Below are 25,418 nucleotides of genomic sequence, written 5' to 3'. Positions count from 1 at the left end.
CCGCCACGCCTGCGCCTTCCTGGCATCGGATACGGCCGCCCACGCGATGGGCGCCGAACGGGTGCCCGGTGGGGGCGTGACCGGCAAGTACGCGTCGCGGTCAGTGCAGGTCCGGGTCGGCATAGGCGGCGCTTGTGCTGACCGACGCGTGACCGAGCTGGTGCTGCACGGCCTTGCGGCCAATGCCTCGCGCCAGCGCGTGGGCGCCGGCCGTGTGCCGCAGCCAGTGGGCGCTGGCCTTGGCAAGGTGGGTGGCGGCCGTTGGGTCATCGTCCGCCAGCGCCTGGCCCGCACGCGTGAAACACCGCTTCCAGATCGCCGCTACCTGCGCGACGGATAGCGGGGTGTCATCGCCTTCGCGCAGTACGCGGCCGATCAGCGGCGTGTCGGCCGGCAACCGCTCGACGTCGCGCCCCAGCCCGCGTGCTTCCATGTGATCGCGCAAGGCATCGACCACCGTCTGGGGCAGGTCGTTCGTGCGAGGCCGATTACCCGGCACGTGCAGCCGCCAGCCGTCGGATTGCGACAGATGCGCCACCGTCAACTGCGCCTGCTCCGATACGCGCAGACCCGTGGCATGGACCAGCCGCAGCATGAACTGCAGGCGTACCGTGCGTGGATCGTCGGCGGGCAGCCCGCCCACGTACCGCTTCAGGTGCTGCCATTGGGTGCGGCTGAGGCTGCGCCCGGCCTGGATGCGCGGCGCAGCGGCCTCGGCCGGCTGTGCCGCCGATGCAAACGGGTTGTCGCGCAGGTGCCCTTGCCGGGTCAGCCACGCGCAGAGCGTCTTCAGAATCCGGGTCGCATGGCGGATGCTCGACGGCGACAGCGGGCCTTCGAACGGCCGCCAGTCGGGACCATTGCGCGGCGCGCCCCGCCGGCCCACCCATTGCGCGGCGGGTTGGGGATCGGCCAGGAATGCCAAGTAGGCCTGGCAGTCGTCGGCGTCCAGTCTGGCCAGAGGCTTGCCCCGCACGAAAATTGCCCAGAGCAGCAGGCGCTCGGCCTGCGCGCGGTAAGCGCGCCAGGTGTGGCTGCCTTCGGGGCCGTAGTCTTCCAGCCAGGTCTGGATGGCCTGCACATCGGCTTGCGCCGATACGTGGCACAGCGATTCGAGCGGGACCAGCGCCGGGGCTTCGGCATGTCGCGCGTCGGCCATACCCGCGTGGTGCGGCGCCATCGCGTGCATCCGCAGCCATGCCTCGATCTCGCGCGCGGTGGCTTCGCCAATGCCGCGGACGTGCCGATACCAGCCGCGCGGATCGGCGGCGATGGCAGCCGCCAGCGTCGCCAGCGTGGTCCAGCCCGCCTGCGCGAGCCGGCTGGCAATGGCCGGCGTGAACCACCCGGCCACGGCATCGCCCGCCAATGGGCGCACCAGCAGCAGTGGCTGCAGCGCATCCAGCGCCCGCAGCAGCTTGCGCTGGCGCGTTTGCCGTGCCGTGGCGCTCTCGGCTGCCGGCGGCACGATCATCGCCAGCCAGGTCTTCTCGGTCAGGATGGTTGCCTCGCCGTCGGCGCGCGGACGCGTGGCCAGCCGCTTCACGCCGCGTGCCAGTTCCGTCTCGATCCAGCCCAGCGTGGTGCGGGCCAGGCGCAGGTCCAGGCCCGGCGTCAGATAGCGCGTGGCCAGCCGGGCCAGGTCGAGACCCTGCAGGTAGCCACGGTAGTAGGCAAAGTGTTGCGGGCCGAGCAGACGCGCCGGGGCAACCGGCGGGCGCTGGCGCCGGCGAATGGCCTGCCCGGCGCTGGGTACGGCGGAAGACAAGGGATGACAGCGGGGACACCGCAAACGGCAAAGGGCGCGATGATACCCGATGGGCGGACCGGCGCCCCCGCACTACCTGCGGGAGCGGGGCGCAATCCATCAGTCGGGCTTGACCGCCGCCGGCAGCCGCACGCGCACGCCAAGCCCGCCCAGTGGCGACCTGGCCAGTTCGAAGCGGCCGCCGTACAGCGCGCAGACATCGCGCACGATGGCCAGCCCCAGCCCGCTGCCTTCGGCCGACTCGTCGAGCCGCGCGTACGGTTGCACGGCGCGCGTCATGGCCGAGGCCGGCATGCCGGGGCCATCGTCGTCGATGCGGATTTCCAGCTCGGCCGCCTGCGTCGCCAGATCGACGCGGATTCTGGCTTGCGCCCACTGCCAGGCGTTGTCCAGCAGGTTGCCGAGCATTTCGACCAGATCCTGGCGGTCGCCAGCAAAGCTGGCCTGCCCTTCGATATCGACGGTGATGAGCTTGTCGGCGTGCAGGCGGCTCAGCGCGCGCACCAGTTCGTCGACGGCGGGCCGCACCGCCACCGCCCCGCCGGCCGCCCCACCCGCCCCGGCCGCGCGGGCACGTGCCAGATGGCGGTCCACCTGCTGGCGCATGGCGTCCACCTGGTGCATCACGCGCTGCGACGCGGGCGCGGGCAACGTTGCCGCATCGTTGGCCAGAATGGCCAGCGGGGTCTTGACCGCATGCGCCAGGTCTGCTGCCTGCCGGCGCGACCGTTCCACGGCTTCGTGATTGCGCCGCAGCAGCAGGTGGATCTCGTCGACCAGCGGCTGTACCTCGGCCGGCCAGGCGCCTTGCAGCGTCGGTTCCTGGCCCGCGTGCAGGCGCGCCACCGCGGCACGCAGCCGCGACAACGGCGCCAGGCCGAAACGGATCTGCGCCCACACCGCACCCAGGATACCCAGGCCCAGCACGCCCAGCGACAGCCACAGCAGATGGCGGAACGACCGCTTGGCCTGCCGCAGCTCGGTGCGGTCCAGTGCCACGGTGATGTCTACCGGGGCATCGGCGCCGGTCAGCTGCAGGCGGCGCGATTTCACCAGCAGCGACTGGCCGCGCGGGCCGCCGCGGATATCGGCATCCCCCTCGCCCACGCGGCGTTCCACGGCAACGGGAATATCGACATCCCAGAGCGAACGCGAGCGCAGCGTCTGGCTGCCCGACGACGCCTGCCAGTAGGCACCGGCATACGGCAGTTCGAAGCGCGGATCGGCGGGCTGGCGCGTCAGTTCCAGCTTGCCGTCGGCGCGCCATTCCAGCGCGGCGGCCAGGCTGGTCAGGTCGCGGTCAAGTTCGGCGATATAGGTGCGGTCGACGTGCCGGCCAAACAGCGTATCGAGCAGCCAGCCGGTGGTGCAGAGCGTGCCGGCAATCCACAGCGTGGCGATGCCCAGCAGGCGCCGGGCGATCGAGGCGCGCTTCATGCGGCATCGGCCGGCGGCCGCATGCGGTAGCCCAGGCCCCGCACGGTCTCGATGACGTCGACACCCAGCTTGCGGCGCAGGCGTCCCACGAAGACCTCGATGGTATTGCTGTCGCGGTCGAAATCCTGGGCATAGATGTGCTCGGTCAGCGTGGTCTTGCTGACGATGGCGCCCTGGTGGTGCATCAGGTAGTCGAGCACCCTGAATTCGTGGGAGGTCAACGTGACGGGATTGCCGTTGACGCTGACCTGACCGCTGCCCGGCGCCAGCAGCACGGGGCCGCAGGCCAGCGTGGACGATGTGCGGCCGGCCGAGCGCCGAATCAGCGCGCGGATGCGGGCCAGCAGTTCTTCGGTGCGGAACGGCTTGGTCAGGTAGTCGTCGGCGCCGGCGTCGATGCCCTCCACCTTCTCTACCCAGCTGTCGCGCGCGGTCAGGATCAGCACCGGCACGTCATTGCCGGCCTGGCGCCAGCGCTTGAGGACGGTCAGGCCGTCTAGCCGGGGCAGGCCCAGGTCGAGCACGACGGTGTCATAGGGATGTTCGGTGCCCAGGTGCTCGGCGTCGATGCCGTCGGCAGCGTGGTCCACGGCATAGCCGGCCTGGGTCAGCGCCTGCGCAAGCTGGGCGGCAAGTGTGCTTTCGTCTTCGACTAGCAAGATGCGCATGGCGGTCAGGGCTTGCGGGCGCGGTCGAGATCGTGGCCCTTGGCCTTGAGCAGCCTGGCGTCGCGGGCGTCGTACTCGAGCTTGGCCACGGAGCCGGTGGGCAGCAACAGCTTCACTTCGTATTGCCAGATGCCGTCGTCGCGGTCCAGCTTCACGTCGATCACGTCACCGGCGTACTGGCGCGAGACCGTGTCGAGAATGCGCGCAAGCGGCAGGATCTCGCCGGAGCGCAGGGCCGCGCGGGCCCGGTCGGCGTCGGTATCGGCCAGCGCGAGGCTGGCACCGCCCGTCGCTGCGAGCACGGCCAGCACGGCCAGCAGGATCAGCAGGCGGCAGGCACCACGCAGGCGCGCTGCGGTACGGTCGGGCAAGCCCGTGACGGCGGTTGGGGGCGGGGGCGAGGCAGTCATTTGCGGCATTCTCGGCCGGGCAAGCTGAACGCTGCCTGAACGGCATGCTCAGGTGCCATTCAGGTGCCACGGCGCATGATGCCCGCCAGATTCCCACAACCCCGGCACCATGTCACGTTCCCGCACCCTCCTGTCCCCGCGTTACCCCACCCTGCGCAGCCTTGGCGCAGGCCTGGCCCAGCTGGCCCCGCTGGCGGTGGCCATGGCGGGCGCCGGCCTGCCCTTCTGGCTCCAGACGCTGGGGCACTAGGTCATCTTCGGGCGTGAAGATGACAACGTCACCGAAGGAAGAATGTGATGTTTTGGAGACTTTGCGGGTCGGGCGCCCGGGCTCAGAACACCAGCGTGGCCGTGCCCATGACGGTGGCCGTGCTGTCGAGCCGGTTCTTGCTGGTCACCGTGGGCACCCAGCGCAGGCTGAATGACAGCGGCGCCTTGCCGCCCAGCTTGGTGTCGTACGTGACGATCGGCCCGATCGTGAAATCATGGCCACGGAAGCCATTGAGGCGGTCGGCCGTGGGGCCGGTATCGCTGCCGAGCTGCTGGACCGTGCCCATGACCAGCCCCGCTCCCCAATTGCCGAATTTCTTTACCCCCATGACGTCCAGCGTGAACAGCGGCGCGTTCTGGTAGTCGGTGGCCGTATTGCGCGTGTAGAACTGGAAGGCCGCCACGGCGTTGAATTCGAGCCCGTATTGCGGCATCAGGTGCGTGAAGGCCACCTGGGGCACGAAGGTCCAGTTGTTCAGGCTGGGATTGGCCAGCGCGTTCTTGTCGTACTGGCCCGTGGGCGCCCAGACGTTGAAGCTCAACGCCATGTGGGTGGTCTTGGAAAAGTGGTAGCCGGCGATCAGCGGGCTGAAATACATGTCATAGAGGTTCGACGCGCGATCGGAGGCGCCGCGCGAGAACGTGCCGCCGCCGGGCCCGGTGAACACGGCGCTCGTATGCACGGTCGTCCAGACATACGGCAGCGTAAAGCTCGACGCGAAATTCCATGCCCCAGGCCCCGTGTCCCAGACCTTCATGATCGTCGCCAGCGTGAACGCGATCTTGGCGTCGATGCCCGCCGTGGTCCGCCCGCCAATCGGCACCTCGCGGCCGCCGCCGATCGAGCCATCCATATAGAGCTGCTGCAGGTTGGCGATCCACACCGGCTGGTCGGGAATCACCGCCACGTTCGCCGACACGCTGGTGCCCGCCACCGGCCGGCCGAGCGCGCCTTCGGTGGCATGTCCGGCCACTGGCGCCAGCAGACTCCCCACGGACAAGACACCGACGACGGCCGAACGTGCGCGATTCATGGGGCCTCCTAGCGGGCGATGGGTGCTGCGGTAGCGGAAAAGGTACTGAATCGTCTCAGATTCCCGCCCATCTGGAATTCACTTTTCTAAATGAGTGAATTCAATGTTTTTTGAAACGTGGCATCGCCTTGAAATCCGGTACGCCATGGTTTCCATGTTGACCGCAGACAACGGACCAACCGGCAGGTGCTGATGGAATCTGGCGCGGGATTTTCTTCCCGCGCTTCTTTTTGCCTTGGTTCCTTCCATCATTATCGAACTGGAGTTCACCATGCTGCGAATCCATGGAGGTTTTCTCGCACGCCGACGCTGGCGCCGCTGGTTTGCGACGGTCGTCCTGTTACTGATATCGAACGCATGGCTGCCGGCCGCGAATGCGCAATATGCATCCCGGCAGCTCAAGCCGTCGGATGTATTCGATACCGCGAAAAAAGTCATCTTCCGGGACGATTTTCGCGGCGATTTCCGGAAATGGACGCTTTCGATCGATGCCCTGTATGACCCGGCCGTCCGGGCATTGACGTCCGACCGTGTCACCAGGGAGCCGTTGGCGGGCTTGCCTGGCCGCCTGCCCGCCACGTTCACGCTGCCCGGCACGCCGGGAGCATTCCGCTCGGAACTGGCGCTTCCCGCCGAGGAAGGGCTGCAGGAACGCTGGTACGGCGCGCGCATCGCGGTTGACCAGATTGCCGATCAGGCCGGATATATCGTCCTGCAATGGCATGCGGTCATGGGCAAGGACAAGGTGGATAGGAATTTTCCGAACCTGGCCATTCATCAGAAAGGCGACAAATGGGTGGTGGCCCGCGCATGGGGCAGCCCCGCCAATATCCAGCGTTCCAGCACCGAGCTGCCGGGCAGCGTGGTGCCCGGTACATTGACCAACTGGGTCATTCACGCGAAATGGGCAACCGACACCAGCGGCATCGTCGAAATCTGGAAGGATGGCACGCTGGTGTACCGGCAAAAGGGGCAGAACGCGTACCACCTTTCCATCGCCCGCACGCCCTATCTGAAGACCGGTATCTACCGGCCGGCACGCAAGGATTCGACCACCAGCGAGCCGCCGATCGTGGTGCGCGTCAGCGATATGCGCATCGGGCGGCATGACGCGGGCTATGGCGAGGTGTCGCCAGTTGTCAGCGGGACGCTGGACAAATGGCATGGCAACCGGCGTACCGGCAGTCTGCTGTTCCCGATCGATTTCGGCCGGGACGTCGAAAAAGGCACGGTCGGATTTGTCGTTCCCCAACAGGCCGGCGTCACAGGCGGCCCGGCATCGCTGGTATGGTCGGCGGGCGCTGCGGATCGAGCGATGTTCTCGGTCGTATTGACAAACCGGCTCGATGGCAGCCGCCGGACCGTCAATATCCGTGGCTACCGGCATAACGGATGCACCTATGCGGCAATGCATGTCGCCATTGACTGCCAGAATCGCAAGAACAGCCGGCTCGAACTGTTTTTCGATCGCGAAGATAATCGCGGCCTGCCCGAAGGCCTTTATGAGGGAAATCTGACGGTAGAAGCAATCGGCTGGAAAGACACCGCGTACCGGCGTTCCATCCATGCCAATATCCGGATATTCGTGCCTGGCGTATGGCGCGAACTCCGGCCGGGATCGCCGGTGGCGGTGCGAGGCATGGATCGCCATATCAAGCTTGGCACGATTGGTTTTCTGGTGCCGGCCCAGTCTGACACGGCAGGACCCCGAACGCCAATACTCGATTCGGCACCGCAGGACACAAAATTGAAGCTGACCGTTGCCGATCCGGCTACCGGGGCACGTTATCCCGTTGTGGTGCGCGCGCGACGTTTGACCGGCGAATGCGGCAAGGTCCGAATGAACAGTACCTTTCCTTGCGGAGGATATGGCAAGCAAAGCGATCTCGAACTCGAATATCGTCCGGCAGATAATCCCGACCTGCCTGCCGGACGTTACACGGGCAGCGTTTTCGTATTGGCGCAGGGCAGTTACGAAAGCTGGTTCCAGCGGCCCATCGCGATCGGGCTAAATGTGCGGAAGTAAATCCGTGGCGGCCCCGGGCCGGTTGTATCAACGGGCCCGGGCGATTGGCGGATGGCTGCCGACTATCGTTCAGACCGCGCCGCGTGTCTCCACATACAGCGCGTAGACCGAATGGCTGCTGGCCATATACAGGCGATTGCGCTTCGGGCCACCGAAGCACAGGTTCGGGCAACGCTCCGGCAGGTGAATATGGCCGATGGCCTTGCCCTGCGCGTTGAACACGCGTACGCCGTCGAGCTTCGACGGATCGGCGCCCGGTGCGCCGCTGCTGCCCCAGCCGGCCCAGATATTGCCATCCACGTCTACCTTGAAACCATCGAGCGCGCCGGGGCCATTGGCGTCGATCAGCTTGGTCTTGTTGCCAAGCTGGCCGTCGGCACCCACGTCGTAGGCCCACATCACGCGATACGGCTGGGCGCGCGATTCGATCACGTAGAGCGTCTTCTCGTCTGGCGAAAATGCGAGACCATTCGGGCCGTTCAGGTCGGCAATAACTTGCGTCACGCTGTTGTCCTTCGGATCGATCCGATAGACGGCGTGCGGCAGTTCCGGGACTGCCTTGTCGCCCTCCCAGTCGCCCGCAATGCCAAACGGCGGGTCGGTGAACCACAGCGAGCCGTCGGACTTGCACACGATGTCGTTCGGCGAGTTGAAACGCTTGCCCTGGTAACGGTCGGCCAGCACCGTGATCGCGCCATCGTATTCGGTACGGGTAACGCGCCGCGTCACGTGTTCGCAGCTGACGAGGCGACCCTGCTTGTCGCGGCAATGGCCATTGGTGAAGTTGGCCGGCGAGCGGAACACGCTCCACTGGTTCGAGGTTTCGTCGAACCGGATGATGCGGTTGTTCGGGATATCGGAGAACAGCAGATAGCGGCCGTCGGCAAAGTAGACCGGACCTTCCACCCAGCGGAATCCGGTGGCTACCTGCTCCACGGTGGAGCTGAACAGCCGGTACTTGCCGAAACTGGGGTCAAGGATTTCGACGGCCGGGTCGGGGTAGCGTTGCGCGGCCTTGAAGTCGAAGGCCTGGGCCAGCGCCTGACCGCTGGCGGCGGCAGCGCCAAGCGCGGCGCCCGCCTTGAGCCAGTGACGACGCCGGGCGTCCACGCCTGCCTTTTTCGTATCCATGCTGTCTCCTCATCGGATTGGGAATGGTCCGGACGGACCTTTATAGTTGTCCGACATCCTATGAGAAAAATCACCCAACAGCAAGCACTTGTACGATGACACCCCTGCCCGATGTGCCTTGCCCACATCGCCATCACGGGAAAGGTTCGGTGCTATGGTCTGGGTGTGCGCGTCCGGGACAGGACGCCTGGCATGCCTTCTCAACTCTCCTGAAGCACGCCCGAATCATGGCAAGCGCAATCCTCCTCGAAAACATCCACGCCAGCGGGCAGCAACTACTGGGCCGCCACCATATCGACGTCGCCACCCAGAGCAAGGCGCTGGCGGGCGACCCTCTGCTGGCCGCCGTACGTGACCACGACCTGCTTGGCATCCGATCGGCCACGCACCTGACCGCCGAGCACTTTGGCACCAGCGGACGCCTGCTGAGCGTGGGCTGCTTCTGCATCGGTACGTCGCAGGTCGACCTGAACGCGGCTGCCCATGCCGGCATTCCGGTGTTCAACGCACCGTTCTCGAATACGCGTTCGGTGGCGGAACTGGTGATCGGCCAGACCATCATGCTGATGCGCCGCGTGCCCGAGAAAAGCCGCGCCGCGCACCAGGGCGAATGGCAGAAGTCGGCAAAGGGATCGTTCGAAATCCGCGGCAAGACCATGGCGGTGATCGGCTACGGCAATATCGGCGCGCAGGTGGGCATCCTGGCCGAAGCGATGGGCATGCGCGTGGTGTTCTACGATATCCGCCCTCGCCTGTCGATTGGCGGTGCGGTACCGATGCATTCGCTGGAAGACGCGCTGGGCGCCGCCGACGTGGTAACGCTGCACGTGCCGGCCACACCCCAGACGCGCAACCTGCTCAATGCCAAGGCGCTGGCTGCGATGCGGCCCGGCAGCATTTTGCTCAATGCTTCGCGCGGTACCGTCGTCGATATCGAGGCACTGGCGAAACTGCTAGATGATGGCCATATCGCCGGGGCCGCCATCGACGTGTTCCCGGAAGAGCCGCGCAGCAATGCCGACCGGTTCGTGACGCCGCTGCAGGGCAAGCCGAACGTGATTCTGACGCCGCACGTGGGCGGCAGCACGGAGGAAGCGCAGGAGAATATCGGCGTGGAAGTGGCCACCAAGCTGGCCAACTTCCTGGAAACGGGCGCGACGATCGGCGCGGTGAATCTGCCGCAGATCCAGCCTAATCCGCTCGATTCGCCGGCGCGGGTCCTGAACATTCACTACAACCGTCCCGGCACGCTGTCGCATCTGAACCAGGCGCTGGCCGAAATCGGCGCCAACATCGAGGCCCAGCAGTTGCAGACCGAAGGCGACATCGGCTACGTAATTACCGATATCAGCCTGGTCCCGCCGGCCGGCTGGGCCGAAACGCTGATGGCGCACGACGCGTTTATCCGCTCGCGTGTGATCGAAAACCGCTAGGGCATCCGCTTCCCACAGGAACCCGCATGCAGCCCCCGCATGCGGCCGATGAAATCGGTGGATAAGCCCGGCACCCCCGCCGTTTCCCGATAGCCGCCGCCCGGCGGCATTGTCATACTGCGCGGACAACCTCGCAGACCGGACATGCCCGATCCGGCAGACAATCAGGAGACAACCTCATGCAACGACGTCGTTTCTTCCGCGTCGCGCTGGCCGCTTCCGGCCTGACGCTGGCGGCATCGCTCGGCACCCAGGCGCTGGCTGCCGATGACTTCCCCACCCGTCCGATCCGGCTCATCGTGCCGTACGGCGCCGGCGGCGTAACCGACCAGGTGACACGCGCGCTGGCCGACGCCGCCGGCCGCGAGCTGGGACAGTCCATCGTCGTGGAAAACAAGCCCGGTGTCAGCGGCACGCTGGGCGCCACCCAGATGGTGACCACCGAGCCCGACGGCTACACGCTGAGCATGGCACCCGTGGTGATCTTCCGCCTGCCGCACGTGCAGAAGATGCGCTACGACCCGCTCAAGGACCTGACCTACGTATCGATGATCGCGGACTACAACTTTGCCGTGGCCGTGAAGAAGGATGCGAAGTGGCAGACCATGCAGGAGCTGATTGCCGACGCCAAGGCGAACAAGAAAGGCATCAGCTACGGCACCACCGGCATCTACGGCAGCCAGCACCTGACGATCTCCGAACTGGCGCGCGTGTCGCAATCGAACTGGACGCACGTGCCGTACAAAGGCGACGCAGAGGCCATCACCGCCTTGCTGAGCGGCTCGTCCGATGTGGCCGTGCTGTCGAACACGCTGCTGCCGTACGTGCAGAACGGGCAGATGCGCGTGCTCGCCACGCTCTCCGAAAAGCGCGCGGCCGACTTTCCGAACGCCCCGACGCTGAAGGAAATCGGCTACCCGGTGTGGTCGAACTCACCGTTCGGCATCATCGGCCCGGCCAACATGAAACCGGCCGTGGTCAAGCGCCTCGACGAAGCCTTCCGCAACGCGCTCAAGGACCCCAAGTTCCTGAACGTGACCCGCCAGTACGGCATGGTCACGAACTACATGGGCCCGGAGCAATACGCGGCCTACGCCCAGAAGGCCTTCAAGAGCGAAGGCGAAATCATCACCCGCCTGGCCGAGGCGATGAAGAATCAATAGGCGTTTTCCGAAGTCGGCTCCGGCGCGTCGCCAGTGACCTGACGACGCACCGGCGCCGTGGAATCGCGTTCGCTGTTTCTTGTCTATCGCAACACCACGAATTCCTGCTTTACCCCCTCCTCTCTTGCGCTGAATTAGACAACAGCCATTCAGCGGTCTCAGAAGTTGGCAATCCATGTAGCGTGCGACGCACCAATGTGTCACGTGAGTTCATGGACCATGATTCTCAGCCCACCCTTCCTGCCAACCCTCGACGCCGACTTCCTCAAGAACGCCGGTCCCGACCCGCTGATGGATGCGGTCGATCAGTACGAGTTGGGCCACAGCGGCATCTATCCGATCGCGTTCGATGGCCGCTGGCATTGCGGCACGCATTTGAATCCCCGCAAATATGTACCCGTGCATGCCATCGCCGACGGCGAGGTGGTGGCCTATTCCGTTCGCCAGAAGGCCATCTCGTGTCATCGCAAGAACCACGAGGGCACGGAGCATCTGGATTCGAATACCGGATTCGTATTACTGAGGCATACCACCGAGACTGGTGAAGGCCGGGTCATGACGTTCTACTCGCTGTACATGCATTTGCTGGACCTGGATAACACGCGAAACCGGGTCAAGCCGATGCTGAAAGCGCCACCGGAAGTCGGATCAGCCACGGTATTGCCCAAGTGGCTGTCATACCCGACCGACGGTGTGCAGGTTCCCGCCAACCTGAAGGTCAAGCGGAAGGACATTCTGGGATATCCGGGCATGTGTCAGGGCCAGTCGCATATCCATTTCGAGATATTCATGACCGAGCCCGATTTTGCAGCCTGGTTTGCACCTTCGGCGCATCCGATACAGCTTGGGATACAGAGCCCGACGACACCCGTCTCGAAAGACTACTGGGGGCACAGCTATTTCGTGATTCCCGGCGGGCAGACGTTCATGAGCCGGCCACCGGTTCAGAAGGCGCATGCCAATCTCTTTCCGGAACTGCAGGCGGGCGCGCTCTGCGAAAACTCGCGGCTGTATGTCGAGGCGTATTTCCACAAAGGCCAACGCTACACGCGCTCCTGGCTGGAAAAGGACGGGAAGATGACCTGTCTGACGGGCCCCAAGCCGGTGGCAGATCCCTACCAGGATTACGAATACGAACTGTATAGCCGCGCCACCGCTCTCTATCCCGACTGTCCGAGCGATGGCTACGAACTGCTGCGGTTCGGACGCATCCTGAGCGACGCGCCGAAGTTGCCAAACGACGCCAGGAAAACCTGGGTATCGATGACGTTCGAGGAAGGCAAGCAGGGATATATCGACATCAACCAGCGTGCCATCCAGAAATTGTCTGACGCGGATTTCCCGCGCTTCATGGGCTGGCAGAAGATTGCCGAAGGCAATACGCCGTTCAGCGACGACGTGCTGTGCGACCTGGACAGGCTAAAACAGATCGTCCGCTATGTGGATGAAAGGGACGATCCGGTGGCACGACTGCGACCGGGCTTCGAGCGCGAAGACAGGCTGGCGATTTACATCCGTGAGAACCCGGAAGTGCTCGCCGAACTGCGCGGCTTTGTCTGCCATGCCCCGAGCGAATGGGACGCCAGCGTAAATGATGTCCGCTACAGGCGACTCAATGACCCAGATGGGTTTTACGGCCGGCGCAAGGAGACGGATCCCGATGGCTACGACCGATTCATCCGGTTTCTGACGCAATTGCAGTTTCTGGACAAGACGCCGCTTGGGACGGGCAAGAAGTTCTGGTTCTTCCATCCGTTGGCGTTTATCCGGCATTTCAGGCGGTGTGGTTGGCTGAGCGCCGAAGAGATGGCTCAGTGCTTTCCGAGAAAGTTACTGCATTTAGATAAAACTAAGTTCCGACCGTCCATCACTACATGGTCGATTGCATTTGCCAGAGCGGGTCAGTGGGCTTTAGCCTTCAATAATTCGGCCAGAAAATATGGGATTTCCATTAGCAAGGAAAGGCTGGTGCACCTATATGCGCAGATCATTCCGGAAACCAGGAATCTCGAACTCGTGCGCGAGATAAGAGGTGAGGCTCAAAGGTATAGTCCTTACTATGGACGTGGTCTTATACAGATTACATGGTTGGAAAACTATAGCGATTACGGAGATTTTCGCATATTTAAATCGAAGGAGGTCCCGAAAAAATTTGAGGATTTGGGATGGGATCCTGATGAGCTTATCGCGCGAGATAACCGAGGAAATCACCATCTGATGAACTGTGCAGATAGTGCTGGTTTCTATGTCGCACGCAAGCCAAACATGCTTTCACATATGGACTCAGGGCTGCGGCTGGAGCAAGTTCTGAGGGTCAGTCGGGACGTCAACGGCTACTTTTCTGAGGAAAATATTAATGGGCTCGATGGTCGTTTGCAAACGGCGATGTTCTTAAGATTTATTTTGCTGGACGAAATATTCGAGAACAATCGAATTTCGCTAACATTCAAATGGAGGCGGAATAGTCAAATCGAGCCAGTCTTTGATGTCGACGGCCAACCCGTGTTGACCGGTAAGCCGCCGCGCCAAAAACTCAAGTTTTATCCGGTAACGCACGCGATCAGTGTCTCACTCGAACGGCAGAGCCCATGAAACCTTCGATAGTTCTTTTTGCCGCATATCTTCTTATGACTTCAAGAGCTTACGGGGAAGTGAGCTGGGAGGGATACTGTTTCCGCGCTTGGGAGGAAGGAGTCAGCAGTTTCGAGATGCGTACATACTATGATAATACGGTCAAATGGAGCGGGGGATTTGTCAAATATGAAAACTCATCGGCCTTGCGCACCGTGGTGCTCGCCTCATCCGCCGAAGCGCTGCAAGACAAAGATCGCCCGATCCAACTTGTTACGACATGGCTAGAAATAAGTGGAGATCGCGTTTCTGGAACATATGAAATGCTTAGCCAGGGCGCCATGGTGTATTCGATGGTGTACGTTGAAAAGAGGTCCGGCGCAAAGAAGACCTTTTTATTTGATCCGAGTGCCAGGTCCACGCCAGGGGCGGGTTGCAATTGGAAGTAAACCTGCGGTCTTTTGATCGCTCACAAACCTATTTACGAGAATGAGCCTTAAAAAGATTATAATTGGACTTGCGTTGATTTATGGAACCCAATCTGCCGCCGCCCTCGCCGATAATTCTCAGCCAGATAATTCCGCGCAGGCCAAACGAAGGGATATAGAAGAATGGTGTGGAATCAGAATAAAAGTGCCGCGCGGTCTTCGGATTTTGGTTGTGGAGCAGCGCAACACATACCCTGATGAACGGTGTATTCTTGGCGTAATAGAGAGGGGGCGAAAAATAGATTTGACTGGAAGCCCCTCGAGCGTTAGCGAATATTATAATTTCGTTCATTTTGTTCTGACGGTGAAGAACATCCCGGTGACCCAGCGATTGAGGGAATATCGCTTTTCTACCACAGGCGAATCTGACGGAGCCGTGAAGTATATTGGACCACCAAAATCTGAAATCGCAGCGCAGATGGGATACCTCGGTGAAACGACTGATTCCTGGAGCGTAACAAGCCAGGGCGGCGGTACATTGTACGCAGCGGAAATTTCATCGTTTCGGAGTATTTCCAACCGATCACCGGTCCGTTATCATCGCATGCATATTCTTTGGGGAAATGAAAAAGTCTCTGTAGGCGCTATAGTTGTCTGCACCCCGTCAAAGCCGCGCGACTGCAAGTTCCAAGAAAAAATCCGGGAAATGTTCGGCGCCATTTCGGATGTGGATGCTCAATAGGCGTTTTCCGAAGTCGGCTCCGGCGCGTCGCCGATGATCTGACGACGCACCGGCGCCGTGGAATCGCGTTCGATGTTTCTTGTCTATCGCAACACCACGAATTCCTGCGTTACCCCCTCCTCTCTTGCGCTGAATTAGACAACAGCCATTCAGCGGTCTCAGAAGTTGGCAATCCATGTAGCGTGCGACGCACTACACCAGTGCATCGATACGCAAACCATGGTTGTCGAAGATCGATTGGTATCCGGCGCCGTTCTCGCCGGGCTCGCAACCGGGCGGGCCGCCTACCGCCTCGAAGTCCCCGCCGCGCCCACCGCCATCGCGCTGTCGGTGGTCTCGTTCAAGGCCGTCGAGGCACTCGGCAAGCCTTACGAGGTCACCGTCCAGCTGACCCATCCGCTGGAACTGGACCGTGCCGACTACCTGAATCGTCCCGCCACCTTCGTCATCGACCCCGGCGATGGCAGCGAGCCGCGCCGCTTTGCAGGATGGATTCCGGCGTTCTCGAAGACCCGCCAGACGCGCGACTTCCATGGCTACGAGATGGTCGTGGAGCCGCTGGTGACGCGCCTGCGGCTGACGCCGCGCAGCCGTGTCTATCAGCACAAGACCGCACTGCAGATCATCGAGGCCATCCTGCGCAGCCACGATCTGGAAGGCCATCAGTTCGCTTTCCGGCTACGGCGCGAGTATCCCGAGCACAAGTTCCGCCTGCAGTACCAGATGTCCGATTGGGACTACGTGCGCCTGCTGATGGAGCAGGAAGGCATGTATTGCTACTTCGCCCCCGGGAAATTTGGCGAAATTGTGGTGTTCGGGGACGACATCGACCACTACATCTATCAGCCGGAACTGCGGGTGCCCTATCGGGAGACGGCCGGACTGGAGTCGGGCACCGAAGCGGTCTTTGCCATTCGTACCAATACGAGAACCGTCGCCAGATCGGTCCTGGCATCGGACTACAACCCCGCGCACGCCTACGAGCGGCTCAAGGCCGATGCCAACATTGCATACAAGGATCGGACGACTTATGGCGAGCCATACATCCATGGCACCCATCATCGGGATATGGCTGGCGCGAAGTGGGAGGCGCTGCTGCGCCACGAGGCGGCCATCGCCGGGCAGGTCGTCTATCAGGGTGAAAGCAATGTGCTGGCGTTGCGCCCGGCGCGCATCCTGCGCATGGATACGACGCTGCCCGATGCGCCCAACGGCCAGGTCATTACCGAAGTCATCCACACGGGCGCCCGCGATCAGGCTTATCGGAATACCTATCAGGCGATTCCGTCGGACCGGCGCTTCCGTCTGCCGGTCGACGACACCAAATGGCCGCGCATCGCCGGCACGCTGAGCGGTCGCGTCACCTCGCCGGGCCAATACAAATATGCCTACCTGACGCAGGACGGCCATTACACCGTCCGCTTCGATCTCGACTTCGACGAATGGCCGAATGGCCAGGAAAGCGTACCGCTGCGGCTGGCCAAACCGTTCGCCGGCCCGGTGCAGACCGGCTTCCACTTCCCGCTGCTCGAAGGCACCGAGGTCGCCATCGCCTTCCACGACGGCAACCCGAACCGTCCCTATATCGCCCACGCGCTGCACAACAGCCACAAGCCCGACCTGATCATCGGCCGGGACGGCTGGCAATCACGCAACGTGATTCGGACGCAGCGCAACAACAAGCTGCGCTTCGAGGACTGGGTGGGGCATGAGGGGATCAAGCTGTCGACCGAGTACGGCGGCAAGTCGCAACTGAACCTCGGATATCTGGTGGACCGCCAGATGAAGGAGCGGGGGCAGGGGTTCGAGTTGCGGACCGACCTCAAGGGTTGCGTCCGCGCGGGTGCGGGGCTTTGGCTGACGGCCGATGTTCAAAAGGCAGCCAACGGGCCTCAGGCCGATCTCCTGCCGGCCTCTAGCCAGCTGGAGTTGGCCATTGCCCAGGCGGAAGGCCTGGCCGAGGCCGCGCGTCTGGCCGTCGCCGAAGTCGCCGATCTGAAAGCCGAAAACCGCTGGCTCAAGGACAGCGTTGTCGAGTTGCAGCAAGCCGTCGCGGTGTTATCGGCCCCAGCCGGTATTGCCGCCACCACGCCCGACCGGATTTCCATGGCCGCCGGCAAGGATATCGGCATCAAGACCGCTGCCCTCTTCCATCTTCACGCGCTGCGTAACGTCGTGATCGCGGCGGGCGAAACGATATCGCTGTTTGCTCACAGGCTCGGTCTCAAGCTGATTGCGGCGCGAGGAAAGGTCCTGATCCAGGCTCAGGCCGATGCCATGGAACTGGTGGCCCAAAAGGACATTCAGCTCGCGAGCGCCAGCGGCACGCTGACAGCCAACGCGCGCAACGGCGTGGTGCTGAACGGCGGCGGCAGCGCCTACGTCAAGGTGCACGGCGACAACGTCGAGATCGGCGGCAGCGGGCGGCTCATTCTCAAACTTATTGAAATCGACAAGTCCGGACCGGGGTCGCTGGAGCTTCCGTTGCCAGGCTTCGCCCGCACGGACGCGGCGCAGACAGAGCGGTTCGTGCTGACGGATGAATCCGACGGCGCACCGATCATCGACAGCCTCTATCGCATTCGCCTGGCCAACGGCGACATCGTCGAAGGCCGTACGAACGCCGCTGGCGAGACCGACATCCTGACGCGCGATATCGCCCAGGGCATGCAGCTACTCCATGTCAGTCGAGAACTTTGAAATGACCGAACCATCTTCCGACCCTCGTAAATCCGCCAATACGAAGCCCGACGTTGAAGAGCAACCCGAGGTGCGGCCCGCCACTTCCACACGCGTTGTGCCAATGCAACGCGACGCGTTCGGCAGGCCATACTGGGAGTCCTTTCTGACCCCTGCCAGCTACCAGGTGAGGGCCGAGGCCCGTGTGCCGCCGCACTTGCCGGGGATCATCATTTTTGTGCACGGGGTGAATTCGGAGGGGGAGTGGTATGACAAGGCCGAGCAGGCGTTGTGTGAGGGGTTGAATGAGAGGTTGGGGCTGGAAGAATCGGCGTACAAGTTTTTGCCGAACAAATACCGCGACGGTGAAACGTTTCCTACCCCGCAGGGGCATATGCGTAGGGTGGACCCCGACAACCCCGGCTACTCCCCCGTCATCCGCTTCTATTGGGGCTACCGAGAGCCCGACGAGAGCCCGGGCCGCTTCAAGATTCCACTACGCAATATCGCTGGCGCTGACTTCTGGAAACGAAAGGAAGCCGATCGCGGACCATGGTTCTGGGGCGGCGGTGCGTTTCAGAACGGTACGAACAGTCTCCAGCAAATGTGGAACGGTTTGGGTTTCAAACGCAACGTCATGGGCTTCGTCGATCTGGAGGGGATGAATTCGGAGCCCGAGCGGCAGTTGCAGGACGCACCGCCGCGCGACTATTACCCCCATGCCGCGCAGCGGCTGGCCAACCTGATCGACAAGATCCGTACAAAGCATCCGCACGACACGATTTCGGTGATGTCGCACAGCCAGGGCACGATGATTGCCCTGGCAGCCTCGGCGCTTTGCAAGACACGGGCGCCCGACGCGCTATTTCTGATGAACTCGCCCTACGCGCTCGACGACAAGCTCGCGGATGGCGCGACATGGAGCGATGCCCGCCCTTCCGAGGCAGCGCGCGTTCAGACGTTTCGTAATATCGCCAATCGGATCAAGGCGGAGCGGCGCCTGCTGGACGAGCGGCTGCTGGTACAGCAGCGGGTTGGCAGGGGCCGGAACGGCAAGCGTTGGCGCCCCTTCAGCGAGATCACGCCGGCGGTGAGCGAGCGCGACAACCACGGTCGGGTCTATGTCTACTTCAGCCCGCATGACCGCGTCATGGGCCTGACGACGCTGGAAAGCATCGGATGGCAGGGACTGCCCGACGACCTGCTTGCCGAACTGGGCGATACGGTCAAGCAGCGCATGCTGGCTCGCCTGACGCCATGCGGCGACGCGCCCGGCATAAAGCGGTTCGGCACCCTGCCGGACATGAAATACGGCAGCCACTGGGACCCCAAGAATACGAAGCCGTTCTGGGATGGAAATCGCGGGCCGCTCTTCAACGCCATGAAACTGTGGACGGTGCCCCATCCCGATCAAATGGTCACCGTCAATGCCGAGGCCGTGGCAAATCCGCTGAAGCCTGAAGAAACCGCCGGGTTCGACGAATCGGTCACGGACGATAACGTGCGGGCCATGGGGGAAATCGATCCCGACACGGGCCGGTATTTCAAGCCCGAGTTTCCGTATTTCGAGTCGATTTACGAGCCCAAGCAGTACGTTGATCGTGGACCGGACATCTATAACGGGGACCGACGCGTCTTGACGAAGGAAACGGAAGACGAGGCAAAACGCCGTTTCAAACAAACTAAGCCCGAACCACCCGACCACAGCACGCTGCCCGAACACATGGAGTTCATGCGGCGGATCGTGGCTTACGACCTGCCCATTGGATTTTGCGAAGCCTTCGAAGACCGCGAGTTCTGGATCGGGCTCATGCATGACGCCGACTGGACGCACTTCACTGACCATTATTTCAATTCGGGCGTGTTGCTGAAACCGGAAATGCCAGCGGCCATCGACAGGGATACGGTCAAGGACGCGACGGCGCGTGCTGCGGCCGAGAATCAAACCAGAAAGCCGCATTGGAATTCGGGAAGCTGAAATCAGGAATCACCATGAAACAGGAAAATCGAGGATCGGTGTATTTGAGCATCTGTTTTGCTACAGCGGCGGTGCTCATGACGGGGTGCGTCAACAGGATCTCTCCCCCGGAGGCCTACCTGCCCGCGCCCATACCGCAATACGACGTCCCCCCACAAGCCATCTACTGGTTCGACGACCACCGCTATATCTCGCTGGAAAACTACAAGGACTGCCACCACGGCACGACGTACTACAACGATCCACGGCAGGGCATTCGCACCCGGCTTGGACGCTACGGCATTGAAAACTACCAAGGGCGCCTGATCAATGCGGACCCTACGGGACAGATTATCGTCATTCCTTCGTCGTACACGCCGGATGGTGTGTGTCCGGACAAGGGCTGCAATATCTCGTTTGTTTACTCTACGGATGGTGGTCGTTCATTCCGCGGCTGGTACTACATGCGTAATACCCAGACGCCTTATAAGGATTCCGCAGACTATATCGTCGCATCGACTTCCGATCGCATCTATGTCGCCGAAAAATGGGGAGATCGGGATCACTATGTCATCCAGTATCCCTTGCGGGCCAACAGCGATTCAACAGACGTACAGGCCACTAGCGTTCGTGAGGAAACTTTTGCTGCCTCGAAGCGCCCCGACTATCTAAAAGGCCTCCGCACGCCTTCAGGCCAGGAATACATCTCCTGCGACGACTCGATCCGCCCCACCAATCTTCCGAAAGGCAAATCAAAATGAGCCATCCGGTATTACTCGGTGATCCCACCTCGCACGGCGGCTGCGTGAAAACAGCGACCTCGACCTTCAATATTGACGGTCGCCGCGCTGCGTTGGTTGGAGATCTCGTTTCCTGTCCAAAGCACGGCGACAATCCCATCGTCGAGGGCGGGACAGGGTATCGGGAAAACGGCAGAAAGCTGGCGGTACATGGCTGCCGTACGGCATGCGGCAGCGTGATGATGGCAGCGTCGTCCGGAGCAACGATCGAATGAATTTGCAATGGAACACCCGCAAAGTGGCTGAACGGCCCGAGCCAGACTTTCCACCCATCTGGCTGTTTGTCGTGTTCTTCTTTGCCGTTCAGGGTGTTGGCATCCTGATCGCCATTGCGCAATGGCCCGACGGCAAGGCCATCTCGTGGACCCCGTTCCTGTTCCAGGCAACGTTCCTGCCTTTTCTGTTTTTTGTAGCCGTCTGCGGGGCAGTGGTGTACGCCGGCTATGAAATGCCGTGGAAGGGCGCCGTGCTATGGAACTTGATGTGCCAGTGGCGAAATTACCATTGGCTCTGCTGGACGCGCGATCACGTCGTTCTGGTGGATAGCGTCGTGATGACGCCCGAAGACGAAATCGCAGAGCGGATGCTCGGTCTGGAAGGCCGTGCCCCAGACAACGCCGGCAAGGCCGTCACGTTCGAATTCGACCTGGCATCGGGGGAAGCGCGCATCGATCATCTTTTAAAGAATCTGCTGCTCCCCCTATTGCCGGCGTTGCAGCGCATCGGGCGTACGGAGTCGATACCGATTGTGTTGCAGTCGGAGGACCAGGATGACCTGACGGTATTGCAGCGTGTGGTGGGAGCGTGGAAGCTGCCCGGTCACCCTGCACTCGTGTGGCAACCGCCGGGGCAGCCCGACGCCATGGACTCGCTTTGGATAGAACGAGAGCCGATGTCGGGCGTCCGGCTATTCATTGCGTGTCAGCTCGGACGCACTGGTGCCGAGCCGCCGTGTTCCGAAATGGCAGTCGCAATGCTATTTGCCGACGCGAGCGCGTTGGCCCGCAACCAGCCCGGGCTCAAGCCCCAGGCTTGCCTGTATCGGCCGGTCGTGGCGGAGTCCGATGAGGTCGATAGAGGTATCGCCATGCTGCTCGGGTCTGAACCGGTCGCCGCGAACCGTATCCGGCAATTCTGGCTTACCGGCCTGAACAAGCCGTTGCGGCATGCCGTCACGGCGGCGGTCAAGGACGCGGCGCCACGTGCCGCCACGCAGGATATCGACCAGGCGCTCGGCAAGCCAGGACATGCAAACGGGTGGGTGGCGCAATCGCTTGCCGCGAAAATGGTAAGGCATGGACAAGGTGCGCAGCTTGTTGCAATACCGTGCAAATCAGGCGTTGCAGTGAACATCGTGGCAAACCGGCCGGCGAGCCCGGACCGTCCTGCAGAGGACGGCGTTGTACCCTTTTCTCTGATGTGGGCAACCGCCATGATTGCGATGGCAGTATTTGTCGGGAATCCGGGTGTGGCTGACGGCGACGCCGACCGCACCGGGCTTTTGCCGTGGTGGGCAGCCGCGCTGTTTGCGTTCGCCGGCATGGCGTTGCAAGTGGCGAGCGAGTTGCTTTACTACCGCATGTTGTCAAGGGAGTTTGACGAAGCTTGCTATCCGGCGGATGGGCTGAGGGGCTGATCGGCTGATGCCCGCGTGCTGCGACGACGGGCCACGCAAGGCTGGCCCCGGCATCCTGGACACCGGGGCCGCATCAGGCAAGCGGCATAGCCCCCCACCCCTCAAGCCCCATCATAAAAAGCACTGCGCGGACGATCGATCCGGGGCACGGTGTTGGCGGCGTGCATGGATGCCTGGACGGTCGGCGTTACCGCCGGGGCGGGCTGGATGCCCTGCTCGGCTGCGACCTTGGCCTCGGCGGCCTGGATGTCGACGGGGTAGTTGTCGTCGTTGCGGCCGGGGTGGTAGCCCGCCTTTTCCACGGCGATCAGGTCGGCCAGGACCGAAGCCCGGGTGACCGGGGCCTGGGCGGCCGGGACGCTCTGGGCGAAAGACATGGCGGGAGCCGCGACGATGGCGGCGGCGATCAGCAGTTTCTTCATCGTGTTCATGATTTGCTCCTTGTCAGCAGGGGTTGCGAACAGGATTCATCATGGACGCCAGCGCCCAGTTGGCTTTTTCAGATCGCACGAAGTTGTCCGGTTGTCACGATCGGGCGCGCGCGGTGACATTCAACGCCGCATCGTTTTTTGCCGATGCTGGCAACTGCCCTCTTCGATGTGGGCGCCTGGCCCCTGTTGCGCCATCATGTCCTGCGGGTTGCGCAACGGACACGCCTTGAGCGACAGGCAGCCGCAGCCGATGCAGCCGTCGATCTGGTCGCGCAGCATGGTCAGTGTGCGGATGCGTGCATCGAGGTCTGCGCGCCATGCGGCGGACAACCGGCGCCAGTCGGCTACCGTCGGCGCCTTGTTGGCGGGCAGATGTGCGAAGGCGTCGGCGATCGTCGCCAGCGGCAGGCCCATGCGCTGGGCCACGCGGATGACGGCCAGCCGGCGCAGGATGCCGCGCGGATAGCGGCGCTGGTTGCCGGCGCTGCGCGTACTGGCGATCAATCCCTTCGCCTCGTAGAAATGCAGCGCCGATACCGCGATGCCGCTGCGCTCGGCCACTTCGCCGACGGTGAGCGGATCGCGTGCCCGCAGCCGACGTTCCGCACGAAGGGGGGCCGCGTCGGCGACGCGGTCGGGGGCGACGGTCTTTGGCATGTGGTCCCTATTTTTTGAAGAATATTCGAAAGCCCTTGCAGGACGAGATGGTATCGCAACGGCGCTTGACCTCAAGTGCGCTTGAGGTTCGATACTGGCGCGACTCTGACTCAGGACCCTGCCATGCTGCTTGAATCGCCCCGCGCGCCGTACCTGCAATTCGTCAATCCGCCAGACCTCTACGATCCCCGGCTGAACGGCTATTCCCATGTGGCGATCGCCAACCGCCCCGCCCGGATCATCTTTGCGGCGGGCCAGGGCGGCGAGGACATGTGTGGCGGATTGCGCGCCGATTTCTCCGCGCAGGTCAATCAGGCCCTGGCCAACCTGCGCGTGGCCCTGCAGGCTGGCGGCGCCGATATCCCCGACGTGGCCAAGATCACCGTGCTGATCGTCGACCATTCGATGGAGCGGCTGGCCATCTTCAGCCGCGCCTGGCAGGCGCTACTGGGCGACTGGCCGGCACCCGCATGCACATTGATTCCTGTGCCGAGGCTGGCGCTGGACGGCATGCTGTTCGAGATCGAAGCGGTGGCGGTGCTGCCGGACTGAGGCGCGGGACGGCGGTCGGCGGTTGTCATACCGGCGTATGGCCGACCGGCATGCCCCTTGCAATGCCACGGGTAACCCCGGCCCATGGCCGGGCCGTATTCATTACCGCCCGGTCGGCATTGCAAAATCATGGAAATTCCACATCCGCTGACGATAATTTCCCCTCACCTTGACGATGCCGTCTTCAGTTGCGGCAGCCTGCTCGCTGCCAGTCGGCAGGCGCTGGTGATTACGGTGTTTGCCGGTCTGCCCGGGCCGGATCTGGCGGCGCCGGCCCGTGACAGTGCGGCCGGTTTTGCGTCGGCCCGGCACGCCATGGAAGCCCGGCGCCATGAAGATGCCCGCGCCTTGTCCGCCCTGGGGGCAGACCCGGTCTGGCTAGACTTTCTGGAACAGCAATACGGCCAACGCTACGACGCCGTCAGTATCGCGCTGCGGCTCGGCCGCCTGCTGGCATTGCAACCCGGCGGCACGGTGGTGGCGCCGATGGGACTACGGCATGCCGATCATATGCTGGTCAACGCCGCATGCATGCTGGTGCGCGAAGCGGCCTTTGTCGATTTGCCGGAAACCGTCCCGCATGCCGAAAACGAGCCGCATGTGCCTGCATTCCGATGGATTTTCTACGAGGAAGCCATTTACCGCCGCATGCCGGGCGCCGTGCAAAGCCGGATGGCCGGTTGGTGGCAGGAGGGCCTGCTCGCCTCCCCCGTCCACATGCCGATCAGCGTCTTCACGGCGCAGAAGGCGCGGGCCGTGCAGGCCTACGCCAGCCAGCTGGGCTTGTTCTCCCCCGCCGAACTGGCCGATGTCTGCGCGCCGGAACGCTACTGGTCTCTGGATGCGGCCGACGTGCACCAGTAGTGCGCGCCGGTCCGCTTGCGGCATCTCGCTAGGGCCGCTTGGCCGGCGCCGTCTTTGGCGCGGAAGCGGGATAGTCATAGGTCTGCGCCGAGGACGCCCCCTGATTGAGGGCTGGCCCACTGCCGGGCTTGCGATGTCCCTCCTTGGTCAATCCCCACTCGCGTGCGCCGGGCGCCACATCGGATGCGGCGGTGCCGGGTGCGCGGTTGTCGACCTTCGGCGTCTGGGACGGGGTCTGGGCCCACGCCACACCGCCCAGTGACAGGCAGGCGGCCACGCACAAGGCGCAGCGGGCACGGGTCAGCATCAGGTGGATATGTCGCATGGTGGCGGCTCCTGTCATCCGTTGACGAGACTACGAGCGGTTATCGACCGGCGGCGCATCCGGCTCGCGGCTGCCGGGGTCCAGCAGATCCTGGCTGCCGATGCCGGCCGGCTGGTCTTCCTGCCGGGTGGTGGCCCGCTGTCCTTCGCGCGCGCCGGGGCTTTCCTCGCTCGATGCACGACGGGTGGCCAGCGGGTCGCGCTCTTCCCTGGCATCCGGCGCATTCCGGGAATCCCGGGCATCGGGTGCGCCCTCGCGGTCGCGGGTTGCGGCGTTGTTCTCCGGCGATTCGTGCGTGCGACGTCTGTCGCGATTCCGGCGGCGGCGGGTTCCTGCATAGGCGAAAGGCATGGGGCATCTCCTTGTTCGAATGCTTGGTGTATGGATGCTTGCAGGTCAAGCCGCCAGCGCGCGGGGCCATCCCCACACGCTGGCG

At 63.0% G+C, this 25,418-nt stretch carries 25 protein-coding genes; 14 read left to right on the top strand and 11 right to left on the bottom strand.

From position 1 onward, the window contains the following. Nucleotides 1–100: 100 nt before the first annotated feature. The 4 genes from AC24R4_RS01470 to AC24R4_RS01455 form a co-directional block, all read right to left on the bottom strand. Nucleotides 101–1,768, bottom strand: coding sequence for a site-specific integrase (locus tag AC24R4_RS01470; RefSeq protein WP_487522034.1), 1,668 nt, complete (start codon nucleotides 1,766–1,768; stop codon nucleotides 101–103). Between the two features lie 99 nt (nucleotides 1,769–1,867). Further along, nucleotides 1,868–3,205 (bottom strand): sensor histidine kinase, encoded by a 1,338-nt coding sequence (locus tag AC24R4_RS01465; protein ID WP_400396392.1) that lies wholly within the window; start codon nucleotides 3,203–3,205, stop codon nucleotides 1,868–1,870. Further along, nucleotides 3,202–3,873, bottom strand: coding sequence for a response regulator transcription factor (locus AC24R4_RS01460; protein WP_400396390.1), 672 nt, complete (start codon nucleotides 3,871–3,873; stop codon nucleotides 3,202–3,204). The genes AC24R4_RS01465 and AC24R4_RS01460 overlap by 4 nt, the downstream gene beginning before the upstream one ends. Nucleotides 3,874–3,878: 5 nt before the next feature. Next, entirely contained in the window at nucleotides 3,879–4,283 is a 405-nt protein-coding gene (locus AC24R4_RS01455) for a PepSY domain-containing protein (protein WP_487522033.1), read from the bottom strand. 109 nt (nucleotides 4,284–4,392) lie between these two features. On the opposite strand from AC24R4_RS01455, the gene AC24R4_RS01450 reads away from it, so the two are divergent. Continuing rightward, nucleotides 4,393–4,533 (top strand): hypothetical protein, encoded by a 141-nt coding sequence (locus AC24R4_RS01450; RefSeq protein ID WP_153949480.1) that lies wholly within the window; start codon nucleotides 4,393–4,395, stop codon nucleotides 4,531–4,533. Nucleotides 4,534–4,615: 82 nt separating this feature from the next. Here AC24R4_RS01450 and AC24R4_RS01445 read toward each other — a convergent pair whose 3' ends face one another. Together AC24R4_RS01445 and AC24R4_RS01440 are read right to left on the bottom strand one after the other, a co-directional pair. Continuing rightward, on the bottom strand, nucleotides 4,616–5,587 hold the full coding sequence (locus AC24R4_RS01445; protein ID WP_487522032.1) for a SphA family protein: 972 nt from the start codon (nucleotides 5,585–5,587) through the stop codon (nucleotides 4,616–4,618). A gap of 100 nt (nucleotides 5,588–5,687) precedes the next feature. Next, nucleotides 5,688–5,873 (bottom strand): hypothetical protein, encoded by a 186-nt coding sequence (locus tag AC24R4_RS01440; RefSeq protein WP_487522031.1) that lies wholly within the window; start codon nucleotides 5,871–5,873, stop codon nucleotides 5,688–5,690. Here AC24R4_RS01440 and AC24R4_RS01435 point away from each other — a divergent pair. Further along, complete coding sequence (locus AC24R4_RS01435) at nucleotides 5,859–7,613, top strand: heparin lyase I family protein (protein ID WP_487522030.1); 1,755 nt, start codon at nucleotides 5,859–5,861, stop codon at nucleotides 7,611–7,613. The genes AC24R4_RS01440 and AC24R4_RS01435 overlap by 15 nt on opposite strands. Nucleotides 7,614–7,682: 69 nt before the next feature. Here the strand turns inward: AC24R4_RS01435 and AC24R4_RS01430 are convergent, their stop codons facing one another. Continuing rightward, nucleotides 7,683–8,744 (bottom strand): SMP-30/gluconolactonase/LRE family protein, encoded by a 1,062-nt coding sequence (locus tag AC24R4_RS01430; RefSeq protein ID WP_487522029.1) that lies wholly within the window; start codon nucleotides 8,742–8,744, stop codon nucleotides 7,683–7,685. A 227-nt stretch (nucleotides 8,745–8,971) separates the two neighbouring features. Here AC24R4_RS01430 and serA point away from each other — a divergent pair, with 227 nt between their 5' ends. The 10 genes from serA to AC24R4_RS01380 all read left to right on the top strand — a co-directional run bounded on the left by serA (nucleotide 8,972) and on the right by AC24R4_RS01380 (nucleotide 22,153). Next, nucleotides 8,972–10,177, top strand: coding sequence for a phosphoglycerate dehydrogenase (gene serA, locus AC24R4_RS01425; RefSeq protein ID WP_487522028.1), 1,206 nt, complete (start codon nucleotides 8,972–8,974; stop codon nucleotides 10,175–10,177). 179 nt (nucleotides 10,178–10,356) lie between these two features. Continuing rightward, nucleotides 10,357–11,340: a tripartite tricarboxylate transporter substrate binding protein gene (locus tag AC24R4_RS01420; protein ID WP_487522027.1), complete on the top strand. Its 984-nt coding sequence runs from the start codon at nucleotides 10,357–10,359 to the stop codon at nucleotides 11,338–11,340. Nucleotides 11,341–11,559: 219 nt separating this feature from the next. Further along, nucleotides 11,560–13,932: a hypothetical protein gene (locus tag AC24R4_RS01415; RefSeq protein WP_487522026.1), complete on the top strand. Its 2,373-nt coding sequence runs from the start codon at nucleotides 11,560–11,562 to the stop codon at nucleotides 13,930–13,932. Then, nucleotides 13,929–14,360 carry a hypothetical protein gene (locus AC24R4_RS01410; protein ID WP_487522025.1) on the top strand — a complete coding sequence of 144 codons (432 nt, stop codon included), beginning with the start codon at nucleotides 13,929–13,931 and terminating at the stop codon, nucleotides 14,358–14,360. Before AC24R4_RS01415 ends, AC24R4_RS01410 begins: the two co-directional genes overlap by 4 nt. A 40-nt stretch (nucleotides 14,361–14,400) precedes the next feature. Beyond that, nucleotides 14,401–15,081 carry a hypothetical protein gene (locus AC24R4_RS01405; RefSeq protein WP_487522024.1) on the top strand — a complete coding sequence of 227 codons (681 nt, stop codon included), beginning with the start codon at nucleotides 14,401–14,403 and terminating at the stop codon, nucleotides 15,079–15,081. Nucleotides 15,082–15,300: 219 nt separating this feature from the next. Beyond that, nucleotides 15,301–17,781 (top strand): type VI secretion system Vgr family protein, encoded by a 2,481-nt coding sequence (locus AC24R4_RS01400; protein WP_487522023.1) that lies wholly within the window; start codon nucleotides 15,301–15,303, stop codon nucleotides 17,779–17,781. Beyond that, entirely contained in the window at nucleotides 17,762–19,738 is a 1,977-nt protein-coding gene (locus AC24R4_RS01395) for a T6SS effector phospholipase Tle3 domain-containing protein (RefSeq protein WP_487522022.1), read from the top strand. Before AC24R4_RS01400 ends, AC24R4_RS01395 begins: the two co-directional genes overlap by 20 nt. Nucleotides 19,739–19,752: 14 nt before the next feature. Then, nucleotides 19,753–20,478: a T6SS immunity protein Tli3 family protein gene (locus AC24R4_RS01390; protein WP_487522021.1), complete on the top strand. Its 726-nt coding sequence runs from the start codon at nucleotides 19,753–19,755 to the stop codon at nucleotides 20,476–20,478. Beyond that, the gene (locus AC24R4_RS01385) at nucleotides 20,475–20,732 is read left to right on the top strand and encodes a PAAR domain-containing protein (RefSeq protein WP_487522020.1); all 258 of its coding nucleotides are present in this window, start codon (nucleotides 20,475–20,477) and stop codon (nucleotides 20,730–20,732) included. The genes AC24R4_RS01390 and AC24R4_RS01385 overlap by 4 nt, the downstream gene beginning before the upstream one ends. After that, nucleotides 20,729–22,153 (top strand): hypothetical protein, encoded by a 1,425-nt coding sequence (locus AC24R4_RS01380; protein WP_487522019.1) that lies wholly within the window; start codon nucleotides 20,729–20,731, stop codon nucleotides 22,151–22,153. Before AC24R4_RS01385 ends, AC24R4_RS01380 begins: the two co-directional genes overlap by 4 nt. A gap of 101 nt (nucleotides 22,154–22,254) precedes the next feature. Here AC24R4_RS01380 and AC24R4_RS01375 read toward each other — a convergent pair whose 3' ends face one another. Beyond that, a complete protein-coding gene (locus AC24R4_RS01375; RefSeq protein WP_487522962.1) occupies nucleotides 22,255–22,575 on the bottom strand; it encodes a DUF4148 domain-containing protein in 321 nt (106 codons plus the stop codon). Nucleotides 22,576–22,704: 129 nt separating this feature from the next. Further along, the gene (gene soxR, locus AC24R4_RS01370) at nucleotides 22,705–23,241 is read right to left on the bottom strand and encodes a redox-sensitive transcriptional activator SoxR (protein ID WP_487522018.1); all 537 of its coding nucleotides are present in this window, start codon (nucleotides 23,239–23,241) and stop codon (nucleotides 22,705–22,707) included. Nucleotides 23,242–23,364: 123 nt separating this feature from the next. Here soxR and AC24R4_RS01365 point away from each other — a divergent pair, with 123 nt between their 5' ends. Both AC24R4_RS01365 and AC24R4_RS01360 read left to right on the top strand, forming a co-directional pair. Continuing rightward, complete coding sequence (locus tag AC24R4_RS01365) at nucleotides 23,365–23,793, top strand: RidA family protein (protein ID WP_487522017.1); 429 nt, start codon at nucleotides 23,365–23,367, stop codon at nucleotides 23,791–23,793. Nucleotides 23,794–23,877: 84 nt separating this feature from the next. After that, on the top strand, nucleotides 23,878–24,657 hold the full coding sequence (locus tag AC24R4_RS01360; RefSeq protein WP_487522016.1) for a PIG-L deacetylase family protein: 780 nt from the start codon (nucleotides 23,878–23,880) through the stop codon (nucleotides 24,655–24,657). Between the two features lie 28 nt (nucleotides 24,658–24,685). Here the strand turns inward: AC24R4_RS01360 and AC24R4_RS01355 are convergent, their stop codons facing one another. Together AC24R4_RS01355 and AC24R4_RS01350 are read right to left on the bottom strand one after the other, a co-directional pair. Next, a complete protein-coding gene (locus tag AC24R4_RS01355) occupies nucleotides 24,686–24,982 on the bottom strand; it encodes a hypothetical protein (RefSeq protein ID WP_487522015.1) in 297 nt (98 codons plus the stop codon). Nucleotides 24,983–25,012: 30 nt separating this feature from the next. Further along, on the bottom strand, nucleotides 25,013–25,333 hold the full coding sequence (locus AC24R4_RS01350) for a hypothetical protein (protein ID WP_487522014.1): 321 nt from the start codon (nucleotides 25,331–25,333) through the stop codon (nucleotides 25,013–25,015). Nucleotides 25,334–25,418 lie beyond the last annotated feature (85 nt).

This window comes from Cupriavidus sp. CER-90 (assembly GCF_057652055.1).
The sequence above is the reverse complement of the archived record's forward strand: the minus strand, read 5'-3'. Positions and strand labels throughout refer to the sequence as shown.